23 protein-coding genes are annotated in these 20,941 nt (G+C 67.9%); 15 read left to right on the top strand and 8 right to left on the bottom strand.

Going from position 1 to position 20,941, the window contains the following annotated elements; all coding sequences use genetic code 11:
* Positions 1–63: 63 nt before the first annotated feature.
* The 9 genes from mdcA to Q9Q79_RS05665 all read left to right on the top strand — a co-directional run bounded on the left by mdcA (position 64) and on the right by Q9Q79_RS05665 (position 8,349).
* Positions 64–1,707 (top strand): malonate decarboxylase subunit alpha, encoded by a 1,644-nt coding sequence (mdcA, locus tag Q9Q79_RS05705; RefSeq protein ID WP_165710259.1) that lies wholly within the window; start codon positions 64–66, stop codon positions 1,705–1,707.
* Between the two features lie 10 nt (positions 1,708–1,717).
* The gene (gene mdcC / locus Q9Q79_RS05700) at positions 1,718–2,038 is read left to right on the top strand and encodes a malonate decarboxylase acyl carrier protein (RefSeq protein WP_099524220.1); all 321 of its coding nucleotides are present in this window, start codon (positions 1,718–1,720) and stop codon (positions 2,036–2,038) included.
* On the top strand, positions 2,035–2,943 hold the full coding sequence (locus tag Q9Q79_RS05695) for a biotin-independent malonate decarboxylase subunit beta (protein ID WP_099524219.1): 909 nt from the start codon (positions 2,035–2,037) through the stop codon (positions 2,941–2,943). The genes mdcC and Q9Q79_RS05695 overlap by 4 nt, the downstream gene beginning before the upstream one ends.
* 2 nt (positions 2,944–2,945) lie before the next feature.
* Positions 2,946–3,650 carry a biotin-independent malonate decarboxylase subunit gamma gene (gene mdcE / locus Q9Q79_RS05690; protein ID WP_099524227.1) on the top strand — a complete coding sequence of 235 codons (705 nt, stop codon included), beginning with the start codon at positions 2,946–2,948 and terminating at the stop codon, positions 3,648–3,650.
* Positions 3,643–4,284: a malonate decarboxylase holo-[acyl-carrier-protein] synthase gene (gene mdcG, locus Q9Q79_RS05685; RefSeq protein ID WP_005408513.1), complete on the top strand. Its 642-nt coding sequence runs from the start codon at positions 3,643–3,645 to the stop codon at positions 4,282–4,284. Before mdcE ends, mdcG begins: the two co-directional genes overlap by 8 nt.
* The gene (mdcB, locus tag Q9Q79_RS05680) at positions 4,281–5,135 is read left to right on the top strand and encodes a triphosphoribosyl-dephospho-CoA synthase MdcB (protein WP_111118486.1); all 855 of its coding nucleotides are present in this window, start codon (positions 4,281–4,283) and stop codon (positions 5,133–5,135) included. The genes mdcG and mdcB overlap by 4 nt, the downstream gene beginning before the upstream one ends.
* Entirely contained in the window at positions 5,132–6,052 is a 921-nt protein-coding gene (mdcH, locus tag Q9Q79_RS05675) for a malonate decarboxylase subunit epsilon (RefSeq protein WP_099524216.1), read from the top strand. The genes mdcB and mdcH overlap by 4 nt, the downstream gene beginning before the upstream one ends.
* A 104-nt stretch (positions 6,053–6,156) precedes the next feature.
* Positions 6,157–7,524, top strand: a complete 1,368-nt coding sequence (locus tag Q9Q79_RS05670) for an SLC13 family permease (RefSeq protein ID WP_005412592.1) — start codon at positions 6,157–6,159, stop codon at positions 7,522–7,524.
* A 105-nt stretch (positions 7,525–7,629) separates the two neighbouring features.
* A complete protein-coding gene (locus Q9Q79_RS05665; protein ID WP_005408509.1) occupies positions 7,630–8,349 on the top strand; it encodes a GntR family transcriptional regulator in 720 nt (239 codons plus the stop codon).
* A 71-nt stretch (positions 8,350–8,420) separates the two neighbouring features.
* Here the strand turns inward: Q9Q79_RS05665 and Q9Q79_RS05660 are convergent, their stop codons facing one another.
* Complete coding sequence (locus Q9Q79_RS05660) at positions 8,421–8,753, bottom strand: hypothetical protein (protein WP_043034145.1); 333 nt, start codon at positions 8,751–8,753, stop codon at positions 8,421–8,423.
* A 151-nt stretch (positions 8,754–8,904) separates the two neighbouring features.
* Here Q9Q79_RS05660 and Q9Q79_RS05655 point away from each other — a divergent pair, with 151 nt between their 5' ends.
* Positions 8,905–9,852 (top strand): nucleoside hydrolase, encoded by a 948-nt coding sequence (locus tag Q9Q79_RS05655; RefSeq protein ID WP_004147861.1) that lies wholly within the window; start codon positions 8,905–8,907, stop codon positions 9,850–9,852.
* 4 nt (positions 9,853–9,856) lie between these two features.
* Here the strand turns inward: Q9Q79_RS05655 and Q9Q79_RS05650 are convergent, their stop codons facing one another.
* From Q9Q79_RS05650 to Q9Q79_RS05625, 6 genes are all read right to left on the bottom strand, one after another.
* Positions 9,857–11,116, bottom strand: a complete 1,260-nt coding sequence (locus tag Q9Q79_RS05650) for an MFS transporter (RefSeq protein WP_201862482.1) — start codon at positions 11,114–11,116, stop codon at positions 9,857–9,859.
* A 78-nt stretch (positions 11,117–11,194) separates the two neighbouring features.
* Positions 11,195–12,208: a hypothetical protein gene (locus Q9Q79_RS05645; protein ID WP_201862480.1), complete on the bottom strand. Its 1,014-nt coding sequence runs from the start codon at positions 12,206–12,208 to the stop codon at positions 11,195–11,197.
* Between the two features lie 125 nt (positions 12,209–12,333).
* Positions 12,334–13,647, bottom strand: a complete 1,314-nt coding sequence (locus tag Q9Q79_RS05640; protein ID WP_201862478.1) for a HAMP domain-containing sensor histidine kinase — start codon at positions 13,645–13,647, stop codon at positions 12,334–12,336.
* Positions 13,644–14,384 carry a response regulator gene (locus Q9Q79_RS05635; protein WP_005408504.1) on the bottom strand — a complete coding sequence of 247 codons (741 nt, stop codon included), beginning with the start codon at positions 14,382–14,384 and terminating at the stop codon, positions 13,644–13,646. Before Q9Q79_RS05635 ends, Q9Q79_RS05640 begins: the two co-directional genes overlap by 4 nt.
* Before the next feature lie 57 nt (positions 14,385–14,441).
* Entirely contained in the window at positions 14,442–14,987 is a 546-nt protein-coding gene (locus Q9Q79_RS05630; RefSeq protein WP_049460064.1) for a redoxin domain-containing protein, read from the bottom strand.
* A gap of 3 nt (positions 14,988–14,990) precedes the next feature.
* Complete coding sequence (locus Q9Q79_RS05625) at positions 14,991–15,785, bottom strand: alpha/beta hydrolase (RefSeq protein WP_062606698.1); 795 nt, start codon at positions 15,783–15,785, stop codon at positions 14,991–14,993.
* Between the two features lie 342 nt (positions 15,786–16,127).
* On the opposite strand from Q9Q79_RS05625, the gene Q9Q79_RS05620 reads away from it, so the two are divergent.
* The 5 genes from Q9Q79_RS05620 (at position 16,128) to Q9Q79_RS05600 (ending at position 19,695) form a co-directional block, all read left to right on the top strand.
* The gene (locus Q9Q79_RS05620; protein ID WP_201862476.1) at positions 16,128–16,772 is read left to right on the top strand and encodes a DoxX family protein; all 645 of its coding nucleotides are present in this window, start codon (positions 16,128–16,130) and stop codon (positions 16,770–16,772) included.
* Between the two features lie 95 nt (positions 16,773–16,867).
* Entirely contained in the window at positions 16,868–17,344 is a 477-nt protein-coding gene (locus Q9Q79_RS05615; RefSeq protein ID WP_062606695.1) for an EF-hand domain-containing protein, read from the top strand.
* 56 nt (positions 17,345–17,400) lie between these two features.
* Positions 17,401–18,246, top strand: coding sequence for a DUF692 domain-containing protein (locus Q9Q79_RS05610; protein WP_076738858.1), 846 nt, complete (start codon positions 17,401–17,403; stop codon positions 18,244–18,246).
* Positions 18,239–18,973 carry a putative DNA-binding domain-containing protein gene (locus tag Q9Q79_RS05605; protein ID WP_201862474.1) on the top strand — a complete coding sequence of 245 codons (735 nt, stop codon included), beginning with the start codon at positions 18,239–18,241 and terminating at the stop codon, positions 18,971–18,973. Before Q9Q79_RS05610 ends, Q9Q79_RS05605 begins: the two co-directional genes overlap by 8 nt.
* Before the next feature lie 83 nt (positions 18,974–19,056).
* On the top strand, positions 19,057–19,695 hold the full coding sequence (locus Q9Q79_RS05600; RefSeq protein ID WP_043034153.1) for a ferric reductase-like transmembrane domain-containing protein: 639 nt from the start codon (positions 19,057–19,059) through the stop codon (positions 19,693–19,695).
* A 56-nt stretch (positions 19,696–19,751) separates the two neighbouring features.
* Here the strand turns inward: Q9Q79_RS05600 and Q9Q79_RS05595 are convergent, their stop codons facing one another.
* Positions 19,752–20,888, bottom strand: coding sequence for a metallophosphoesterase (locus Q9Q79_RS05595; RefSeq protein WP_201862465.1), 1,137 nt, complete (start codon positions 20,886–20,888; stop codon positions 19,752–19,754).
* Between the last annotated feature and the right edge of the window lie 53 nt (positions 20,889–20,941).

The following is a 20,941-nucleotide window of genomic DNA, read 5'->3' as shown; positions in this document are numbered from 1 at the left end:
GCAGGTTGCGGCGTCCTTCGTAATTATGTCGTAATTACATCGACACCAATCGGAAGCCGGTCGATGAACCCGAGCTGGGATACGTTGGAACGCAGCCGCCAGGCCCGCCTGGAACGTGCCGCGCCGTGGGCCCGGGGACGCGAGGTCGCCGCCGGCGACGTAGGCGAGCTGCTGCACGCACTGCTGGAGCCAGGCGACAAGGTCTGCCTGGAGGGCAACAACCAGAAACAGGCCGATTTCCTCGCCCAGGCCCTGGCCGATCTTGACCCGGCCCGCGTGCACGACCTGCACATGGTGCAGTCGGTGCTGTCGCTGCCGTCGCACCTGGATGTATTCGAGCGTGGCATCGCGTCGAAGCTGGACTTCTCGTTCTCCGGCCCGCAGTCAGTGCGGTTGGCCAACCTGGTGGCTGAAGGGCGCATCCAGATCGGTGCCATCCACACCTACCTGGAACTGTTCGGCCGCTACTTCATCGACCTGACCCCGCGCGTGGCCCTGGTCGCCGCGCAGGCCGCAGATCGGCACGGCAACCTGTACACCGGGCCGAACACCGAAGACACGCCGGTGATCGTCGAAGCCACCGCCTTCGGTGGCGGCATCGTCATCGCCCAGGTCAACGAGATCGTCGACGCCCTCCCCCGCGTCGACATTCCCGCTGACTGGGTCAACTTCGTGGTGCAGGCGCCGAAGCCGAACCATATCGAACCGCTGTTCACCCGCGACCCGGCGCAGATCTCCGAGATCCAGGTGTTGATGGCGATGATGGCGATCAATGGCATCTACGCCGAGTACGGCGTGAACCGCCTCAACCATGGCATCGGCTTCGATACGGCGGCCATCGAACTGCTGCTCCCCACCTACGCCGAATCGCTCGGCCTGAAGGGAAAGATCTGCCAGCACTGGGCGTTGAACCCCCACCCGGCACTGATTCCGGCAATCGAATCGGGCTTCGTCAGATCGGTGCATTCGTTCGGTTCGGAACTGGGCATGGAGAAGTACATCGCCGCGCGAGGCGATGTGTTCTTCACCGGCGCCGATGGCTCGATGCGTTCCAACCGCGCCTTCTCGCAGACCGCCGGCCTGTATGCCTGCGACATGTTCATCGGTTCCACATTGCAGATCGACCTGCAGGGCAACAGCTCCACCGCCACCCGCGACCGCATTGCCGGCTTCGGTGGCGCACCGAACATGGGCTCGGACGCACGCGGCCGGCGCCATGCCAGCGAGGCCTGGATCAAGGCCGGCCAGCAGGCCGCGCGCCCGGGTGAGATGCCGCGTGGGCGCAAGCTGGTGGTGCAGATGGTGGAAACCTTCCGCGAGCACATGGCGCCGGCCTTCGTCGAGCGCCTCGATGCCTGGGACCTGGCCGAACGCGCGAACATGCCGCTGCCGCCGGTGATGATCTACGGCGACGACGTCAGCCATGTGCTGACCGAGGAAGGCATTGCCAACCTGCTGCTGTGCCGCACCCCTGAGGAGCGCGAACAGGCGATCCGTGGCGTGGCCGGCTATACCGCCGTGGGCATGGGGCGCGACCGCGCGATGGTGGAGAACCTGCGCGACCGCGGCGTGATCCGCCGTCCCGATGACCTCGGCATCTCCGTGCGCGATGCCAGCCGTGACCTGCTGGCGGCGCGTTCGGTGAAAGACCTGGTGCGCTGGTCCGGCGGCCTGTACGACCCGCCCAAGCGCTTCCGCAACTGGTAAGGGGCTGAGCATGGAAACCCTCGACTATCGATTCGAAGGACACGCTGCGGTGCAGTTTCCGCGCGATGCGGTGCTGGTCGGCGTGCTGGCCTCGGGCAACCTGGAAATCCTGCTGGAGCCGGCCGCACTGGACGGCGCAATGACGGTGCGCATCATCACAGCCGCGAAGGGCTTCGGCAGCGTGTGGCAAGCGGTGATCAGCGACTTCGCACAGCGTCATCCGCTGCGCGATGTACGCATCTCGATCAACGATGCCGGCGCGACCCCGGCGGTAGTCAGCCTGCGTCTGGACCAGGCCGTGGAAACCCTGCGTGCTGGAGATCCACGATGAACCGGACGCAGCGCTACAGCTACTACGAAGCCGATGCGCGCGAGCGTATCGCCAGCCTGGTCGACGCCGGTTCCTTCAGGGAATTCCTCGGCCCGGCGCGGCGGATGATGAGCCCGCACCTGGCACAGCTCGACCAGCCCGCGGCGTTCGACGACGGCATCGTTGTCGGCGAAGCCACGCTGCGTGGCCGACGCGTGCTGCTGGCCGCGCAGCAGGGTGAATTCATGGGCGGCGGCGTGGGCGAGGTGCACGGCGCCAAGCTGACCGGGCTGCTGCGCCGCGCAGCCGAAACACATCCCGAAGGTGTGCTTCTGCTGCTGGACACCGGTGGTGTGCGCCTGCACGAAGCCAATGCAGGGCTCATCGCCATTTCCGAGATCATGCGCGCCACCCTGGACGCGCGTGCAGCGGGTGTGCCGGTGATCGCGCTGATCGGCAGCGGCAACGGCGCCTTCGGCGGCATGGGCATCGTCGCCCGCTGCTGCAGCACGGTCATCATGTCCGAAGAGGGGCGCCTGTCGCTGTCCGGCCCGGAAGTGATCGAAACCGTGCGCGGCGTGGAAGAGTTCGATTCCCGCGATCGCGCGCTGGTCTGGCGCGTAACGGGAGGCAAGCACCGCTACCTGATCGACCAGGCACAGGTGCTGGTGCCCGATGCCATCGAGGCCTTCGCGCAGGCGGCCAGCAACGCGCTGCAGCCTGATACCAGCAGCACCGATCCGGATACTGCACTGGCTGCGCTGCAGGAACGCCATGCGGCATTGAAGGCGCGCGTGAAGGCCTGGGGCGATTGCCGCGATGGCCTGGAGATCTGGGCGCGGCTGGGCATTGCCCACCCCGAACGCCTGCCACTGCTCGACACCGATGAATTCCTCATCGCCACCGCCGACCGGAGCCTGCCATGAGCATGCCGTTGCAGACCCTGCTCGATGCGTTGTTCCCGCATGGGCATGCCGTTGCGGTGAACGATTCGGTGCTGACCGGCAGCGCCACCACCGACGACGGCGACGTGACCTTGATCGGCACCGCCGACAGGCTCGAGGTGGGCGTGGACCACGTACTGGTACTGGCCGAAACGGTGCTGGCCAGCACCGCCGCGCATCCGCAGCAACCGATCGTGATGCTGGTGGATACCGCCGGACAGCGCCTGGCGCGGCGCGACGAACTGTTGGGCATCAATGGTTACTTTGCGCATCTCGCGCAGACGCTCGATCTGGCACGCCGCCGTGGTGCGCGCCTGATCACCCTGGTCTACGGCGAATCCGTCAGTGGCGGCTTCCTCTCATTCGGCCTGATGGCCGACCACATCCACGCCCTGCCCGATGCACAGGTGCGGGTGATGGACCTGCGCGCAATGGCGCGGGTGACCAAGCAACCGCTGGAGAAGCTGCAGGCGCTGAGCCAGAGCTCGCCGGTATTCGCGCCGGGCGTCGCCAACTACGTGGCGATGGGTGCGGTGGACTCGTTGTGGGAAGGCGATCTTTCCCAGCACCTGCTGCAGGCCCTGCGCACACCCGCCGAAGGCGACCTGCGTGCCGCACGCGGCGCACAGCGCGGCGGTCGCATGCTGGCCGCACGCGTGGCTGAAGCGGTGAGTCAGGGCGATGCCTGAGCGGCTGCCCCGCCATACGCTGGTCTGGCTGTCAGCGCACGCCGGCTGGCAGGCGGACATCGCCGCGCATGAGTCGCGCCTGGCCGACTGGTTTGCGCAGGGCCGGCCGGCCATCGTCGCGCGGCGTGCCGCCGACGATGCCGATCCACGCCTGCGTCTCGGCGTGCCGCTGCCACCCGCCGAGGGCAAACTGCGCTTGGCCCTGCGCATGCCGGCACACGATGTGCTGCGCACCGCAGCGCCACCGACACTTCAGGCGGTGCTGGAAGGCGACCTTGTGCAGGACTGGCAGCGCCCGCTGCAGGCATTGCAGGACATCGCCGCAGCGCGTGTATTCGGTGCCTTCGCATGGCAGCACCTCACGGGCCTGCACTATGTGCACGCGCGCTCGGACATCGATCTGCTGTGGCGGATCGACACCGCCGCACAGGCCGATGCCCTGGTCGCACGGCTGCAGGCATGGGAGACCGAACACGGCCGGCGGGTCGATGGCGAACTGTGCCTGGTGGATGGTGGCGCGGTGAACTGGCGCGAATACGCCGGGCGCAGCCGCGAGGTACTGGTCAAGCGCCTTGATGGTGCCGCACTGGAACTACGTGATGCGTTGTTCGCCTCCACCGGGGTGAGCGCGTGAACGCCCTCGTGCAACCGGCGGTCAGGCCAGCTGCCGTCGACAGCGCGCGTCTGGGGCGCCTCGCCATCGCCAGCCTGCACGCCGAACTGGCCCTTGCACCCAAGCCTGGGTTGGTCACGCCATTCGACAGCGGCAGCCATCACGACATGGACGCCGGCACGTTCCTGCGCAGCCTGTTCACGCTGCGCCACTACTTCATCGCCGTGGCCGACGCCGGTGCCAGCGCGGCACCGTTCCAGACGTTGCGCCGGCACGGCATCGCTGCGGAGATATCGATGCTGCACGCCACTGCGGGCATCAACACTCATCGCGGCGCGATCTTCAGCCTTGGCCTGCTGGTGGCGGCTTCCGCTGCCTGTTGGGGCCGCGCGGGCGGTGCCATCGCAGCCGATCAGGTCTGCCAGGAAGTGCGCCGCTGGGCTGCCGAGCTCGCCGACGCACCTCTGGATGCGAACAGCCCTGGCCAGCGCGCGCGCGCGCGGCACGGCGTGCAGGGTGTGCGCGAACAAGCGACCGCCGGCTACCCGCTGCTGCGCGAGGTGGCACTGCCTACCCTGCGCCACGCGTTGGCCAGCGACCTGCCACGCGAGGCCGCGATGTGCCAGACCCTGGTGCAGCTGATCGCGTGCGTGGATGACCTCAACCTGCTGCACCGTGGCGGCGCCAACGGCCTGCGCTGGGCCCAGCAACAGGCGCGAGGCTTCCTCGATGCCGGCGGCGCCTTCGTACCCGGCTGGCAGGCACGCCTGCACAGCATCGGCAATGGATTCGTCGCACGCCGGCTGAGCCCCGGCGGCAGTGCCGACCTGCTGGCCTGTGCCTGGTTCCTGCTGCAGCAGGAGGTCGCATGAGCCTTGCCCTGCTCTGCCCCGGCCAAGGTGCGCAGCATGCGGCGATGTTCGACCGCGTACGCGATCTGCCCGCCGTGCGCGACGTACTGGAGACCGCCAGCGCAGTGCTTGGACGCGACGTGTTCGCGGCAGCTGCTGACGAATCGCGCTTCGACAATGCTCTGGCGCAGCCCTTGCTGTGTGCAGCCAGCCTCGCGCATTGGCAGGGCCTTCGCGAAGCGGTGCCTGCACCGGTGCTGGCGGCCGGCTACAGCATCGGCGAGCTCGCCGCGCACGCCATCGCCGGCAGCTTCGATGCCACCACCTGCCTGGCGCTGGCTGCGCAACGTGCGCAGTTGATGGACGGCGCCAGCCCCGCCGATGCAGGCCTGCAGGCGGTGCTCGGGCTGGATCGCCGCAGCCTGCAGTCGCTGTGCGATGCGCAGGGCACCTACGTGGCCATCGCCAACGGGCAGGACCATTTCATCGTGGGCGGCACGCACGCCTCGTTGCAGCGGCTGGCCGATGCAGCGCGGGCGCAGGGCGCGGACATCCGTCTGCTGCCGGTGCGCGTGCCCGCACACACACCATTGCTGGCGGCGGCGGTCGCACCGTTCGCTGCCGCACTCGATGCATCGCCACTGCAGGCCCCATGCCTGCCGCTGCTGGCCGGCATCGATGCGCGACCGGTGCGGGACCGCGCAACGGCAGTCAGCACGCTGTCGTTGCAACTGGCGCAGACCATCGAATGGGCGCAGGTGATGCGCCAGGCCTTCGAGCGCGGCGCGCGCGTGTTCCTGCAGCTGGGCCCGGGCAACGCGCTGGCGCGCATGGTCGCGCCGGCCTATCCGTGCTGCGAGGTGCGCGCGGTGGAAGAGTTCCAGAGCCTTGAAGGCGCGGCGGCCTGGGTCCGCAGCGCGCTGGAGCGGCTGCAGTAACGGGTTCGAGCAGTACGTATCACGCAACACGCCGTACGTCGCCTTACCCCGGGATGGCGGGTCTCCATCCGCGCTGTACGTGAGTCACGTGTCTGGGAGGGCGCATGAGTCCACAAATCGCAACGATCATCGGTCTGGTGATCATGTTCATCGTCGCCACGGCGATGCCGATCAACATGGGTGCCGTCGCCTTTGCGCTGGCCTTCATCATCGGCGGGCTGTGGGTCGACATGGGCGGCAAGGAGGTCCTGGCCGGCTTTCCCGGCGATCTGTTCCTGACCCTGGTCGGCATCACCTACCTGTTCGCCATCGCGCAGAAGAACGGCACCATCGACCTGCTGGTGCACTGGGCAGTAAAAGCCGTGCGCGGCCATATCGTGGCCATTCCGTGGGTGATGTTCGTGATCACCGCAGTCCTCACCGCGTTCGGTGCGCTGGGCCCGGCGGCGGTCGCGATCATCGGTCCGGTCGCGCTGCGCTTTGCCAAGCAGTACAACATCAATCCACTGATGATGGGCCTGCTGGTCATCCATGGTGCGCAGGCCGGCGGCTTCTCGCCGATCAGCGTGTACGGCAGCATCACCAACGGCGTGGTGCAGAAAGCCGGGCTGGAAGTGACCGAGATGGCGGTATTCCTGACCAGCCTGGGCTTCAACTTCATGATGGCGACGATCTGCTTCTTCGCGTTCGGCGGCATCGCCCTGCTGCGGCGTGGCTCGATCACCGCGGCCGGAACGATCGGCAATGCCGAGCTGGCGATGGCCGGTGGCCCGCAGGCATCGTCGCGGCAATTCGCCATCGAAGGCCATGGCGCGCTGGTCGCAGCTGGCGGCGGCACGCTCAGCAATGATCCGGCGGCACTGGATGCGGTGAGCCTGACCCGCGAGCGGTTGTTCACCCTGATCGGCCTGCTCGGCCTGGGCGTGGCCGCGCTGATCTACAACCTCAACGTCGGCCTGGTCTCGATCACCGTGGCTGTCGCGCTGGCACTGCTGTCGCCACAAAGCCAGAAGGGCGCGGTGGATGGCATCAGCTGGTCCACCGTGCTGCTGATCTGCGGTGTGGTGACCTACATCGGCGTGCTGGAACATGCCGGCGCGGTGGACTTCATCGGCAATGGCGTGTCCGACATCGGCATTCCGCTGCTCGGCGCGCTGCTGGTCTGCTACGTCGGCGGCATTGTCTCCGCATTCGCCTCGTCGGCTGCGGTGCTGGGCGCCACGATTCCGCTGGCGGTGCCGTTCCTGATGCAGGGTCACCTCAGCGCCGCCGGCGTGATCTGCGCGCTGGCGGTGTCGTCCACCATCGTCGATGTCAGCCCGTTCTCAACCAATGGCGCGCTGGTGGTGGCTTCGGCCGCGAAGGAAGAGCGCGAAACCCTGTTCCGCCGCTTCCTGGTCTACAGCGGCCTGGTGGTGGCCCTGGGGCCGCTGCTGGCCTGGCTGGTATTCGTGGTACCGGGCTGGATGTAACCACCCAACGGTAGGGCCGGCCGCTGGCCGGCAATCCCATGAAGTCATCCAGCGATCATGGGTTGCCGGCCAGCGGCCGGCACTACCTGGCGGTACACTTCCTCCATGGCTATTGCCCCTGCCCCGCGGTCACCGAAGAAGCGCGCGCCTCTGTATGAAGAGGTTGCCGAACACGTGCGCGAACGCATCTACGATTACCGCCTGCCGCCGGGTGAGTGGATCGACGAGCCCGCGCTGTGCGAAGAACTGGGCATCAGCCGCACACCGCTGCGCGAAGCGCTGAAGCTGCTGGCCGCCGAAGGTCTGGTGCAGATTGACGCGGGTCGTGGCAGCAGGGTCACCCGACTGACGCTGGAAGACCTCAACCAGCTGTTTCCGGTAATGGCGATGCTGGAAGGCCGCTGCGCGCACGAGGCGGTCAGGCACATCGACGATGCCGGCGTGCAGCAGCTGGAAGACCTGCATGCCGCGATGGAAACCGCGGCAGCCGAGGGCAACATCGCCGAGTACTACCGCAACAACTACCTGATCCACGAAACCGTGCAGCACTACGCCGGCAACCCGTGGCTGATCCGCATCACCCACGATCTGCATCGCATCCTGAAGATGCATCGCGGCCGCCAGCTGCTGACACCGGGGCGCACCGCGCAGTCGCTGGCCGAACATCGCGAGCTGATGGAGTGCTTCCGCCGCCGCGACGCGCAGGCTGCCGAACGCACCATGGAGCGCCATCTGCTCAGCCAGGGCCAGGCGCTGGCCGCCTATGTGGCGGCAGGCGGGCTGTTGAACGTGCCGGCGCCGTTGCCGACCGAAGGCGGCGGTTGAGCGGATGAGGTTGCCGGCCAGCGGCCGGCACTACCAGGACGTGACCTTGGCCGGCATCCTGGAACATCTCGTCAATCGCCACCACCGCAGCTGCCGCCGTCACCACCCCCACCGCTGTCGCCGCTTCCGCAGTCGGAGCTGCTGTAGCTGTGATGGCTGTGGTTGTCACTGGAATAGCCAACGGAGGTGTCATGGCTTCCGCCGCCATCCCCCCGGCTGCCCGAGCCATCGGCCGTGGCCACCGCCATGCACAGGATGGCGCCGACCAGCGGCAGCAGCCAGACCAGCAGCAACTGCACCGTCCGGCCGCCTGCCGAGAGGCCATCGCGCCTGACGATCACCACGGTAGCCACCACGTTCAGGCCCAGCACCAGCAGGACCAGCAGAAGGGCAACGATCAGCATTCGGCGGTTCCGTGCCTGGACTGGGGGCATTATGGCCTGCCTCCCCGGCAATGGCCCTGCCTGTCATGAAGATGGGACAATGTAGGGCGCGCCGGCCTGCTTCCGGGCCGCCGGCGCCCCCCGCACCACACGGAAGAAGAAGAACAACAACATGCTGAAAGTCATTTTCGATACCGACCCGGGCGTCGACGACGCCCTGGCCCTGCTGTACCTGCACAAGCACGCCCAGATCGACCTGATCGGCGTCACCACCACCTTCGGCAATGCCTCGGTGGAGTCGACCACGCACAATGCGCTGTACCTGAAGCAGGCCTGGGGCTTTGCCGCCCCGGTCGCACGCGGTGCCGGCGGCCCGCTGCAGCCGGAAGCCACCCCGGAAGCCTGGCCGGTGCACATCCATGGCCACAACGGCCTGGGCAACCACCCGGTGCCGGCCAGCCTGGACGTGGCGGCCGATGCGCGCCCGGCCCACCAGCTGATCATCGACCTGGTCCGCGCCCATCCGGGCGAGGTGACCCTGGTCGCGGTCGGCCGCATGACCAACCTGGCCCTGGCCCTGCAGCAGGCGCCGGACATCGCCGGCCTGGTGCGCGGCGTGGTGATCATGGGCGGCGCCTTCCACGTCAACGGCAACATCACCCCGGCCGCCGAGGCCAACATCTGGGGCGACGCCGAAGCGGCCGACGTGGTGTTCACCGCCAGCTGGCCGGTCACCGCCATCGGCCTGGACGTGACCACCCGCGTGGAAATGGACCGTGACGGCCTGGACAAGCTGGCCGCCATCGGCGGTGCCGATGCCGAACTGGTGCGTGCGCTGTCGCAGGATTACGTGGACTTCTACCTGCAGGCCGGCCACAAGGGCATGGTCGTGCACGACTGCTGCGCCTGCATCGCGCTGACCCGTCCGGAGCTGTTCCAGTTCGAGCGCGCCAGCGTGCGCGTGGCCACCGACGGCGTCGCCCGCGGCATGACCATTCCCAAGCCGGAAGGCCTGGCGTTCGGCCCCAGCGTGTGGGACGGCCACGTGGTGCAGTCGATTGCCATCGGCGTGGATGCGGCCGCCGTGCTGGCCGACATCGAGCAGACCCTGAAGGTCTGACCCGCTAGCGCTTGGCCCTGCCCGGGACCGTCTCGGGCAGGGTCCACAGCACCGGCAGCACCAGCACCGCCACCAGCTCGATCATCGCGCCTGGCGCTGCTGCCCAGCCGCTGCGTTCCACCCACCATTGCGCCAGCCATGGCGTTGCACCGCCGAACACGGCCGTGGCCATGGTCACCCCCAGTGCCAGCCCGCTGACCCGCCCTTCGCCGGGGAACTGCTCGGCCGTGGCCGGGGCCGCCACCGCGCTCACGCCACCGGCCACGCAGGCCAGCAACACCGCGGCCAGCGCGATGCCCAGCGGCGTCGCCTGCGCCATCCACGCGAACAAGGACAGCGGCAGCAGCGCTGCCAGCACGGTCAGGCCCAACAGCACCGGCCGTCTTCCGACACGGTCGGACAATGCGCCGCACAGGGGCGTGATCGCGATCACCGCCACGGCCGCAATCGTCGACAGCCACAGCGCATCGCCCTCATCGTGGCCCCGCGCATGCAGGAATGCGGGCACATAGGTGATGCCGACGTAGTAAGTAATCGAGCCCAGCGCCGAGATCGCGAACGTGCGCGCCACCGCCAGCGGATGGTTGCGCAGCACATGCTTCAGCGGCGTCGCGGGAATGCTGCCCTCGCGGCGCTGCCGCTCGAACTCCGGCGACTCGTGCATGCCCGAGCGCGCGACCAGGATCACCAGTGCCAGCGCCGCGCCAACGAAGAACGGAATACGCCAGCCCCAGCTGTCCAGCTGCGCGGGCGCGAGCAGCGCCACGGTAACCGCGGAGATCGCCACCGCCAGCAACGCACCCACCTCGCTGGCTGCGGACGCCAGCGAGGTCACCAGGCCACGTCGCTGCGCCGGTGCGCTTTCCAGCAGGTACGCCACCACCCCGGTGTACTCACCGCCCACCGAAAACGCCATCACGCAGCGCAGTACCAGCAGCAGCACGCCCGCCGTGGTGCCTGCGGTGGCCGCGGTTGGCAGCAGCGCGGTGGCCAGCATTGCCGCCGCCATCAACGCCATCGAAGCCAGCAGCATCCAGCGCCGGCCCAGGCGGTCGCCAAGGTGGCCGAAGCACAGCGCGCCCAGCGGGCGCATCAGGTAGGACACCGCGAAGCCTGCCAGGGTGGCCAGCAGCGCCTGTTCGCCGCCGCCGAAGAACACCCGCGACAACACCGTGGCGAAGTACAGGTACAGGGTGAAGTCGTACCACTCCACCACCGTGGACAGGCCCGCCACCCACATCGAGCGCTGCCGCGCCGCGGTCATTGCGTATTCGCCTTCAACAGCCTCGATCCCGGTTGCGCAGGTTCCGCGCAGCGTGGCATGGACGGGGTGAAATACCGGTCATCGGCTGTCTGCTGCCTGCATGTACTGGGTTTCATGGCCGGTGAAACGCTCGCCGTCAAAGCCGAAGCAGAAGCGCCCCTCCTCGAACACGCGGTAGACCAGCAACGCGCCATCGAGGCAGAACTGCGGCTGGTCCACGCCCGTTTCCAGTGTCCCGTAGCCGGTAGCATCACCGCCCTTCCCCGCCGGCCCGGTGAAGGCATCGAACGGCAGTGGCGTCGCCCTGCCCGTGCGGGTATCGACCAGCACCAGCGTGCGCTGGAAGTACTCGGGTCGATCATCGACCTGCACCAGCAGGTAGTGCTTGTTGAAATCGGGTTTCCGGGTCTGGAGCGCATCTTCGATGGCTCCGCGGTGCCGCGCATCGCAGAAGTCCACCGGGCTGTAGCGGTAGCTGCAACCGTCGTGGTCGTAGGGCAGGTTCATGCCCGAGTAGCTGACGCCTGCCTGGCTGCCCAGGTCGTCTCCCGGTTCCGGAATGCTGCACAGCAGCCACGAACGCTGCGCATCCTCCGGGTCGGCCAGCAGCTTCGGCTCGCGGCCCTCCTCGTAAGCCACACCACCCGGGAATTCCTGGCCGAAACGCTGGCGGACGATGGGACGTGCCTTCTCCAGCGGCAGGCCGATCCTGGCCCCACGGAACGAGACGAAGGTCATCGTCGGCAGGATCACTTCCTCCACCGGCAGCCCCTTCCATTGTCCCTGCACGCAGAACGTGGCGATCTCGTTCTCTTCGTCCACCTTGCAGGGCTTCGGTGCATTCGTGGCCAGCCAGGGGTGGGCCGGGCGGGCGGTCTGCTGATCGATGTACCAGCCGTCCAGCGCGCAGGTCGGCAGGGCATCGAGCAGCGGAGAGAGCTCTGTTGCGGTGGCCGGGGCGGCAAGTGGTGCGCCCGCTGCGGGTGCCCCGGTCGGCGCATCCGTTGTGCGCTGGCAGGCCGCCAGCGCGAGTAGACCGACCAGCAGCGCGACGTGGCGCGGGCGCCGGATTGAATGCTGCGTTCCCTGCATTGCGTGTTTCCTGGTTTCCACACTCCCTGCAGATGATCGCCGATCCCGAAGCCGTGCAGGAACGTCGCAGATCCCACATCGGGGTCAGCGCCCTTCGCTCCCGCAAAGGGATCCGACCCCGCCCGTTACCCCGGCAGCTGCAGTTCCGCCCGCAGGCCGCCGCCCTCGCGGTTGTGCAACGTCAGCGAGCCGCCCAGCGACTGTGCCAGCTGCACCGCGATGGCCAGGCCCAGGCCAGTGCCGCCGGTATCGCGGTTGCGCGAGCTTTCCAGCCGATGGAACGGCGCCAGCACTGCCTGCAGCTGGTCCTCGGGAATGCCAGGGCCACGGTCGGAAATGCTGATCCACACTCTGCCGGCGTCATCACGGCCCGCCTCGACCTCGGCGGCACCCGCGTAACGCAACGCGTTGTCGACCAGATTGCCGACCACCCGGCGCAGCGGCTGCGGCCAGGTCTGCACGACCAGTCCAGCGGGCGCACCACCGCTGACCGGCTTGCCCATGTCCTCGTAATCGCCGACCACACTGGCCAGGAACGCGCCCAGGTCCATCGACACCGGTGCGCCACTGGCGACGTGGCTGCTGCGCGCATAGGCCACGCCCTCACGCACCAGTTGACCCAGGTGGTCGAGGTCGTCCAGCAACCGCTGCTGGGTGCTGTCTTCAGGCAGGGTCTCCACCCGAAGCTTCATGCGCGTGATGGGGGTCTGCAGGTCATGCGAGATCGCGGCCAGGATCTGCAGACGCTCAGTGACATGGCCACGAATGCGTGCCTGCAGTGCGTTGAGCGCGGCCGCCGCGCCGCCCACTTCCGCCGGGCCATCTTCAGGCAGTTCGGGCCCGTCCTTGCCCGGCTGCAGATGCTCCACCGCATGCGACAGCTGCTGCAGCGGGCGCATGGCCAGGCGCACCGCCAGCCACGCGCACACCAGCAGCAGCGCCAGCTGCACCAGCAACACGGCGGGCAGCCAGCGCGCCAGCGGCAGGCCCGACGGGGTGACTTCGATGGTCAAGGGGGTGCCGTCGTGCAGGCGCAGTTCCACCTCGAACCGCTCCGGCAGGCGAGCCACCTGGCGCGCCTGCAACGGATAGCGGCGCTGCAGGCTGTCGTCGATGATCGCGGTGACCTGGCGTGCACGATCGGTCTGCAGTCCCGGCCCAGCCGCAGCCGGGCGCAGCAGGTAACGGTAGGTGCGCCGCTCCAGCCGCGGCACCCAGGCCGCGCGCTGGCCTGCGGGCAGGTGTTCCAGCAGCGCGACACTCACGGCCACGTCTTCGTCCAGGTTGCGCAGCATCATGCTGCGGGTGGACTGGTAGCGTTCGAAGAACAGCAGGCCGAAGGACAGTGCGTGGGCCAGGGTCAGTCCGCCCAGCAGCACCAGCAGCAGCCGCGCCGACAGCGTGCGCGGCCAGCGTGGGCGGTGTGCGGTGGTGTTCATTCGTCCGGCCCCAGCAACTGCACCGGCACGCTGAACACATAGCCTTCGCTGCGCACGGTCTTGATGTAGGTCGGCTCGCGTGCGTCGTCACCCAGGCGCTGCCGCACGCGGCTGACCAGCAGATCGATCGAGCGGTCGAACAGTTCGGCATCGCGGCCCTGGGTGAGGCTGAGCAGCTGGTCACGGCTGAGCACCCGATTGGCGTGATCGAGGAATACGCGCAACAGGCGGAACTCGGCGCCACTGAGCGGATGCGCGGTGTCCTGCGCATCCAGCAGATGGCGTGCGGTGGTGTCCAGGCGCCACTCGCCGAAGGCCAGCTGGCGACCTGCTTCGCTCACCTGCAGATTCGGCGGCAGCATCTGCGTGCGGCGGATCACCGCATTGATGCGTGCCAGCAGTTCGCGCGAAGAGAAGGGCTTGGTCACATAGTCATCAGCGCCCATTTCCAGGCCGATGATGCGGTCGGTCTCGTCGTCGCGGGCGGTCAGCAGCACCACCGGCACCGCACGATGCTTGCCGGCGCGCAGGTTGCGGCACAGGCTCAGGCCGTCCTCGCCCGGCATCATCACGTCCAGCACCACCAGATCCACGGCATGGGTATCCATCAGCGCGCGCATGGCCCGGCCACCGTCGGCCTGGCTCACGCGCAGGCCGTTGCGCTGCAGGTAATCGGCCAGCATCTGGCGGATCTCGCTGTCATCGTCGACGACCAGAATATGCGGTACGTGGTTCATTGCGTTCTCGATGAAGACGGAGGTCAGGGCCGCGCTGCGCGGCCATGGTAGCGCGGCTCAGGGGTTGGCCAGCAGGCGCTGGATCTCGCTTTCGGTACGTGCGTAGTCGCCCTCGCCGTAATGGCGGTAGACCACCCGCCCCTGACGGTCGAGCAGGTACAGCGCGGGCCAGAAGCGGTTGCGCCAGGCGTTCCAGATCCGGTACTGGTTGTCCTGCACCACCGGCCAGGTGATGTCCAACCGTGCGATGGCCTTGCGCACGTTGCCGGGCAACCCTTCATAGGCGAACTCCGGCGTATGCACGCCGATCACCCTCAGGCCCTGCGACGCGTAGCGTGCATGCCACTGGTGGACATGCGGCGCCACGTTGAGGCAGTTGCGGCAGGTGTAGGTCCAGAACTCGACCAGCACCACCTGCCCCCGCAACTGCTTCAGTGTGAGCGGTGGGCTGTTGTGCCAGGGCCCGCCACCGTCGAACCCCGCCATCGGTTCTGCATCGAGCGGTTGCGCGCCGGCATCCGCGCCGGGCCATGCCAGCAACAACGCCGCTCCGCCCAGCAGGGCCAGCAACAGCGGCAATGCGTACCCTCGCAGTGCGGCCATCGCTCAGCCCCCCTGCTCGGCCAGCGGCAGTTCCGCCGGCTTCACCCCCGCCGCTTCCAGGATGCTGTCGGCCACCTGCGCCGGATGCGAAAGCAGCGACACATGGCTGCTGCCGATCGATTGCAGCTGCGCGCCAATGCGCTTTGCGGTGGCGGCCTGCAGCTGCGGCGACAGCATGCGATCGTCACGGCTGAGCACGTACCAGCTCGGCTTGCTGCGCCACGCCGCAATGTTCACTACTTCGCCCAGCGCGCTGGCCTTCAACGGGACCTGCGTGCTGTACAGCAGTGCGGCCGATTTTTTCATCACGTCCGGCGCGAAGTCCTGGGCGATGGCATCAGCCGGCAAGGTCAGGTAGCCGTCCCTTTCCTGCAGTCGGGCCAGACCCGGACCGACCGGGAAACCTTCGCCCTGTTGCGCCGAAGATTGCCCTGCATCCGGTGCGAACGCCGCCACGTACACCAGCGCCTGCACCTTCGGGTCATTGCCCGCTTCGGTGATGACCGTGCCACCCCAGCTGTGGCCGACCAGCACCACCTTGCCAGGCGCAGCGGCAATCGCACGACGGGTGGCGGCGACGTCGTCGGCCAACGAGGTGAGCGGATTCTGTACGGCCACCGCCGGCAGCTTCCAGTCATGCAGGGTACTGATGACCTTGCTCCAGCTGGAGCCATCGGCGAAGGCGCCGTGCACCAGGATGACGGTGGGCGGTGCAGCGGTATCGACCTGGCTGGCGAAGGCGGGGGCGGCTGCGCCGGCAAGGGCGAGAGCAGCGGCAAGCAACGAGGTACGGATCATGGGTGGCACTCCGGTGTTGGGAGTGGCCATTTCCGCCTGCCGGTGTATCACCGCTGTTTCTCCGCTGCGCGGAGTTGTACCGGACTGTAGGGCGCAGGCGGGTTTCTACAGTGGGATACATTCGCGCGCCGGTCCTGGCTGGGCGCTTTCGGGTGAATATCGCTCCCCGCACGCGGGCGCGCAACGCCCCGATGTGCGTCAACGCATCGTCTTTGTATCTGACTGTACGAAACCCCGGCCGCGACCACAGTCGCTGACAAAACCCCGGGCAACGGCACACGTTGCCGATACCTGCGCCGCCTGGAATGGCCTCCATCGACCACTGGCCCGCAGGACACCACCATGATCAGCACCGCCTCTTCCGTGTATACCCCCCGCTTGGACGCCGTCGGCCGCTGGCTCTCGCCATTGGCGCTGCGCACCCTGCTGGCCTGGGAGTTCTTTGAATCCGGCCGCGAGAAGCTGGGCGGCCAGAACTGGTTCGCCGACCTGGAAGGCCGCTTCCCGTTCCCGTTGTCCGCCCTGCCCGCATCGCTGAACTGGCAGCTGGCGACCTGGCTGGAACTGGTGGGCGCGGTGATGCTGCTGCTCGGCCTGGCCACGCGCTCGGTGGCCTACGTCTTCTGGGTCCTCACCATCGTTGCCATCGCCACCGTGCACTGGCCCGACCAATGGAACGGCCTGGGTGAGCTCTGGCAGGGCTATGCGATCACCGACCAGGGCTACGGCAACTTCAAGCTGCCGCTGCTGTTCCTGGCCATGCTGCTGCCGCTGATCCTCAACGGCGGTGGCGCGCTCAGCGTGGACCGGCTGTTGGCCGGCTCACAGCATGCCGCTGTCGGCAATGACGGCCTGGGCTGGGGCGTCAGCCTGATCGCCCTGCTGCTGCCGGTTGCCGCGCTGCTGCCCGGCATCGGCTTCGGCGGTGCCCTGCTCGGCGGCGTGCTGCTGCTGGGCTATCTGCTGCGCCGTCGCCACGCCGCCTGAGCTGAATCCCCTGTTCCCGCGCCTTTCGCTTTCCGTCGCCTCCTCGGCGGCGTCCATCCCGCACGCCCCGCGTGCTTTCCCAAGGAGTCATCACCATGTCCATCTCGACCAGGAACACCCCCTCCTCCCGCCTGCCGCGCATCGGTGCCATCGGCATTGCCCTGGCCGGTGGCCTGCTGCTGGCCGGCCAGGCCGCCGCGATCCAACCGCTGGCGATCAGCGCGGTGGCCATGAGCGCCACCGCCGAAGGCAAGTGCGGTGAAGGCAAGTGCGGGGCCAACAAGGCCACCACCGGCAAGCCCGCCGGCAAGGCCAAGGTGGCCGAGGGCCAGTGTGGCGAAGGCAAGTGCGGCGACGCCTCGTTTGCCCGCACTGACCGCGACCACGACGGCAAGGTCTCGCGTGCCGAGTTCAACGCTGTGGCCGCCAAGCGCGCCGCCGAGTTCGACCGCATCGACACCGACCACGACGGTTACATCAGCGAGCAGGAAGCGCACGACTACCTGCGCAGCGTCTACACCGCCAACGGCAAGCCGATGCCGAAGGGCCTGTTCTCCCGCGTTGCCGATTGATCGACGTTCACCCGGCGCCGCCTTCAAGGCGGCGCCCTCTCCCTGGAGCATCCACCATGTCCCTGCCCCTGCCCGCCCATGCCGCCGGTCTTGGCCTGCGCCGTGGGCTGATCGACGAACTGCTGGCCATGCCGGCCGGTGCCATCGACTTCCTCGAAGTCTCCCCTGACAACTGGATCGGCGTCGGCGGTGCACACGGCGCCGCGCTGCGCCAGCTCAGCGAGCGCCATCCCCTGACCTGCCACGGCCTGTCGCTGTCGCTGGGAGGTCCTGATCCGCTGGACCGCACCCTGCTGGCACAGACCCGTGCCTTCCTCGACCTGCACCAGGTGCAGCTGTACAGCGAACACCTGAGCTACTGCGCCGCCGGCGGCCATGTCTACGACCTGCTGCCGCTGCCGTTCACCGCCGAGGCCGTTCACCATGTCGCCGGTCGCATCGCCCAGGTGCAGGACATGCTGGGCCGACGCATCGCCGTGGAGAACATCTCCTACTACGCCGTTGCCGGCGCGGACATGAGCGAGATCGACTTCATCAACGCCGTGCTCGCCGAAGCCGACTGCGACCTGCTTCTGGACGTCAACAACGTTTTCGTCAACGCCTGCAACAACGGCTACGACGCCTTCGAATTCCTGGCCCGCGTGCCGGCCCACCGCGTCGCCTCGCTGCACGTAGCGGGCCACTTCGATGAAGACGATGGCTTCAAGATCGATACCCATGGTGCGCCGGTGAAAGGCGTGGTCTGGGCACTGTTGCGCGAGGCCTATGCGCGGGTGGGCGTGCGCCCCACGCTGCTCGAACGCGACTTCAACTTCCCCCCGCTTGCCGAATTGCTGGCCGAGGTCGGTCAGATCCGCCAGGCGCAGGCCGAGGCACGTTGGCCCGAGGTGGCCCATGGCTGAGTCGCTGGCTACCCTGCAACGGCGCTGGGCCGATCATGTGCGCGCCCCTGCAAAGACCGCACCCGATGGCATCGAGGCGCGGCGGATGGCGGTCTACCGCCGCCTGTGCATCGACAGCTTGGACACCCTGCTGGCGGGCAGCCTGCCGCGACTGCAGCAACAGTTGGGCACGTCGCGCTGGCGCGACATCGTGGAGCACTACTATGCCAGCCACATCTGTCACACCCCGTTGTTCCCACGGATCGCCGGCGAGTTCGCGGCCTGGCTGGCGGTGCAGGACACGCTGGCGCTGCCGGGCTGGGCAGCGGAACTGGCGCACTACGAGAGCACGCAGCAGTCGCTGCACATTGAAGCGCGTGACGGCGGGCGGCCGCTGCAGCGCGCTCCCGTAGGCAATGATGTGCTGGCGGTTTCGCCATTGGTGCGGGTGCTTGGCTACCAGTGGCCAGTACATGAGGACGGGGCGCTGGAGCCGGTGTTGAGCACGGCTCCCACGCTGCTGGTGATCCAGCGCCTCGCCGATTTCAGCCTGCAGACCGAGGAACTGTCACCGCTGGCCTACGCGCTGCTGTCGGTGTTCGGTGACGACAGCGCGTCGGTGGATGAAGCACTGCAGCTGCTGTCCGAAACACATGGCGTGGCAGCGGACGCATTGCGCATGGCCTGCTTGCCTGTTCTGGGCGAGCTGTGCGCGGCGGGCGTGCTGGTTGCATTGCCTGCTTTCTGAGGGTGCCGGCCAGCGGCCGGCACTACCCGTTCCTTGGCCGGCCAGCGGCCGGCACTACCGTCCCCCTACTTCGAGGTCTCATCATGGCTCCTTCCAACACGTCCTTCCTGCATGGCTGGCGCCTGTTCGTGGCCGTAGCGGTGGTCCTGATCGCCTTCGCGCTGGCGGCCTTCGCCCTGTATCCCGATGCAGCCGAAGGCAGCCGAGCCGCGATCCGGGTCACTGCGCGCACATCGTTCCTGCTGTTCCTGGCAGCGTTCACGGCATCGTCGTTCGCCAGCCTTCTGCCAGGCCCGTTCACCCGCTTCCTGCTGCGCGAACGGCGCATCATCGGCCTGTCCTTCGCGTTCTCGCACCTGTTGCATGCAGTCGCGATCACCAGTTTCGGCGTCCTCAACCCGGCGTTCTGGCCAGCACGATCCGCGCTGGCCAACCTCCCGGGCACGGTGGGCTACATTGCCATCCTGGCGCTGGCCATCACCTCGCACCGGGGGCTCGCCCGGCGCATGGGACCCACCGCCTGGCGTCGCCTGCACGTCACCGGCATGTGGATCATCGCGGCGGTGTTTACCTACTCGTACTTCAAGCGCGTTCCGGGCAACTTCTGGTATGCGGTGCCGTCGGCGCTGCTGTTCACCGCCTTCGTGGTGCGCTGGATTGCCAAGCGGGCGCAGGCGCTGCGCCGAAGTGCGCATGTGCGGCCGCCGCTGCGGGCGGCCTGAGGGGCTGGGGCCAGATGCCTTTACCTGCGGGAATGGGATCTGACCCCCACTTCAGGTCAAGGCGCGCGGCGCAGCGTGATCAGGGTGATCTCCGACGGCACACCGATGCGCGCCGGGAAACCTGCCCAGAGGCCCGCACCGTTGCTCACGTACAGTGTCATCCCGTCCACGTCGTAGCGGCCGGAGACATAGCCGCCGTTGGCTCGTTTCACCAGCTGGTCCATACCAAAGATCTGCCCGCCGTGGGTATGCCCGGACAATTGCAGCTTCACACCGCGCGCGGCAGCTTCACGCGCATTGCGCGGGCGGTGATCGAGCAGGATCACCGGTGCAGAGGGATCGGCGCCGGCCAGCGCGGTTTCCAGATCCGGCAGCGGCAGGCCATAGCGTGCCGCCACCGGATCGGTGACGCCGGCGATGGTCAGCGCAGCATCGCCGCGCCGCACCTGCAGGTGGCTGTTCTCCAGCACCTGCATGTGCAGCGCGCGGAACGCCTGCATCCACGCCTGGTACTGCGCGTAGTACTCGTGGTTGCCGGTGATGGCGACGACGCCGTCCGGCGCCCGCAGGTCCGCGAGTGGACGCGCGTCGTCACGGCGGGCCTCGACACTGCCATCGATCAGATCACCAGTGATCACGATCAGGTCCGGCTTCAACGCATTGCTCTCGTCCACAACCCTGCGCACCCAGTCGCCGGTCAGCAGGCGGCTGGCATGGATGTCGGTCAGCTGCAGCACGCGATAGCCGTCGAACGCAGCAGGCAGATCCTTGATCGCCACGTCGATCTGCCGAGGCTGGGGCACGGCCATGCCCTGGCTGATGCCATAGCCACTGATCAACAACGCAAGCAGCGCCGCCGCCGGGCGCAGCAGCGGCGTACGCAGCGCCGAAACAGCACGGGGCCTGCGCAGCAGGCGGGAAGCGAGCAGGCCCACATCCAGCGCCAGCATCAGCAACGCCAACAGCAACACCGCCGTGGAACCAGTGGCCAGCGTGGCGATGGCCAGCTTCGGGATCTCTGGCGAGGCCATCGTGCCCCAGAAGGTGGCGACGATGCGCAGCTGCACGGCCACGCCCACCAGCAGCAACGACAGCACGACCTTCATCCAGATGGGCATGCGCAGTGGCCAGAACAGGCGCCAGGCCACATACAGGCCCATCAACAAACCGATCGTACTCAGCACTGCAACCATCCATGACAGAAATCGGGCCCGCCATGGTGACGGCTGCGGGTCGTGTTGTGTAG

It is taken from the genome of Stenotrophomonas sp. a6, from assembly GCF_030913325.1.
GTDB classification, from domain to species: Bacteria; Pseudomonadota; Gammaproteobacteria; order Xanthomonadales; family Xanthomonadaceae; genus Stenotrophomonas; species Stenotrophomonas maltophilia.
The sequence above is the reverse complement of the archived record's forward strand: the minus strand, read 5'-3'. Positions and strand labels throughout refer to the sequence as shown.